This is a genomic window from Pseudomonas sp. Choline-02u-1 (assembly GCF_002836515.1).
Classification (GTDB): domain Bacteria; phylum Pseudomonadota; class Gammaproteobacteria; order Pseudomonadales; family Pseudomonadaceae; genus Aquipseudomonas.
Window position 1 is genome coordinate 1 of sequence record NZ_PJBC01000029.1, and the last position, 2,510, is coordinate 2,510.

General features: G+C 63.9%; 1 protein-coding gene. It reads right to left on the reverse strand.

Going from position 1 to position 2,510, the window contains the following annotated elements; translation table 11 throughout:
* The coding region (locus CXF97_RS13940; RefSeq protein ID WP_178081188.1) for an RHS repeat domain-containing protein at positions 1–2,510 on the reverse strand (2,510 nt) is incomplete at both ends.

The following is a 2,510-nucleotide window of genomic DNA, read 5'->3' on the forward strand; positions in this document are numbered from 1 at the left end:
TGCAATCCGCTTTCAACATCGAAATACTGCCCCTGAAAGCGCAGCGGTTGGTCGAGGTAGTCTTCGCCGGCGAGGGTGACGGCGGCGACTTTGCCGTAGGCGTCGTATTGCGCGGACCAGACGATTTCGCCGCTGTAGTCGGTAAGTTCCTGCGGGGTGCCGAGGTGGTCGAGTTGGTAGTAGAACGGGCAGGCCTTTTTCGGGCCTTTGCCGTCGAGCATTGCCAGTGGGCGGAAGGTGCCGGGTTCGTAGACGAAGCTGCGGTACTGCGTGGCGCTGCTTTCGGCGATGAGGTGCTCGCCTTGCCAGAAAAACTCGGTGACGGTGCCGTCGACGGTTTTGCGAATCCGGCGGCCGAAGGCGTCGTACTGGTAGCTGGCGGTCTGGCCGTCCGGGCGGGTCAGGCCGATGAGGCGGTGCTGGCAGTCGTAGCGGTATTCGGTGACGAGGGGCTGGCCGTGGCCACGGCGTTCGCGGATCAGGTTGCCGAAGGCGTCGTAGTCGTAATGGCGATCGCCCTGCCTCAGCAGGCGATTGCCCTTGATCTGTGCGGGGCCGGGGCGGTCCTGCGTCAGCAGGTTGCCGGCCGGGTCGTGGGCGAAGGATTCGGGCAGTTCGTCGCGCGAATGGCTGACACGAATCAGCCGGTCGAGGGCGTCGTAGCCGTAGGTGCGCTGGCCGTGGCGGCTGTCGGCGATGTGCTCGAGATTGCCGTTGGCGCTGTAGGCATAATCGCGGCGGTACAGCGAGGCGTGGCGATGGCCTACAGCGTGGGCGAGCAAGCGGCCCTGATCGTCGTAGGCATATTCACTGAGCAGCAGACCCTGCTGGCGTTGCTGCTCGCGACCGGACTGGTAGATGTGGCGCGTGAGCGGCGTGCCGTTGAGGTCGATGGCGCTCAGCGCACCGCCCTTGGCGTAGTGATAGTCGAGTTTGCTGTTGTCCGGCAGGCGCAGGCGTTTGAGCTGGCCACAAGCGTCGTAGGCGTAGCGCAAGGTGCCCCAGCCTTGGTGCTCGGTGATCAAGCGATCCTGGCGGTCATACTCAAAGGCCAGCGGATGATTCTGGCCGTCATCGACGCCGATCAGCCGGCCGAGGCGATCGTAGTCGTAGCGGACTTTGATCCCGTCGGGCAGGGTTTTGACGAGCAAGCGCCCGGCGCTGTCGCGCTCGTAGCGGGTAACCAGGCTGGGGCCGAAATCACCAGACTCGGTCTTTTCCAGCAGATGGCCATTCAGGTCATAAACATACGCGGTGCGCCGCCCGTCAAACCCGGTTTCCTGTCGGATCAATCCGGTGGGCGTGTAATCCAGACGGTATTTTTCGCCCGATTCGTTTTCAATCTCGGTGAGCAGCAATCGCGCATGGTCATAGCGGTACTGCACGCGGGTGCCGTCGGGATTGATTCGCCGCGAGACCAGGTGCAGGTCGTCGTCATATTCATAGCGGGTGATGCGCCCCAGTTCATCGCGCTCGGCGGTGATCTGGCCGTAGGCGCCGTAGCTGTAGGCGCGGGTGCTTCCCGTAGGAGAAGTCGCCAGAATCAGTCGGCCGGCCGCGTCCCACTGCTGATGGCTGACAACACCAAATTCGTCCTGGGTGGTAGTCCGCCGCCCCAGCGCATCGTAGGAAAAGCGCCGCACGCCACCGTCCGGCAGGGTTTCTTCGATGAGCTGGCCCAGCTCGTTCCACATCCAGCGATGGCGGCTGCTGTCCGGGTAACGCAGCGACAGCAACTGGCCGCGCAGGTTGTAGTAGTAATGCGTGACCTGGCCGTCGGGATCGACCGCTTCGGTGACGGCACCTTCGGCATTGCGCCGATAGAGCCACACCGCATTGCCTCGGCGACGCTTGTAAAGAAAACCGTTGCGGTACTCGTAGGACGTTGGCGCATCGTCTGGCGGAATCAGCGCGATCAGCCGTCCGACTTCGTCGTAGCGGTATTCAGTGACCGCGCCCAAGGGATCCTGCTCGGCGATCAAGCGGCCCTGCGCGTCATAGGCCTTGAGCTGCTCGCCGCCATCGGCCGCGACCTGACGCACCAGCCGCGCGCGTTCGTCATGGACGTAGACTTCTTCGGTGCCGTCGACGTAATGCACGGTCACGCTGGCGTCGTCATCGTTCCAGACGTAACGGGTATTCATCTGCGAGAACGAGGCCCAATGCCGCACGCAGCGCGCCGCCTTGCCCTCGCGCTGCCACTCCCAGAAGAAGCTCGCGCCGCCGGTCAACTGGCGCTGGAGGATGACGTGGTGGTCGTCGTAGTCGTAGCGCTCGCTGTCGCCCACCGCATTGCTCGCGACCAGCAGGCGTTGGCGGGCATCGAAGCGGTAAGTGGCGAGGTTTTGCTCGGTGGCCCACTCGCCCCGGACGAAGACCTGGTAATCGACCGCCACCAGTTGCGCACGGTCATAACGCAACAGCAGCGCGCGCCCGGCGCCGTTGTCCAGACGCTGAATGCGGTCGGAGCGATCGCGTTGCAGTGTCAGACGATTGCCGTAGACGTCGCT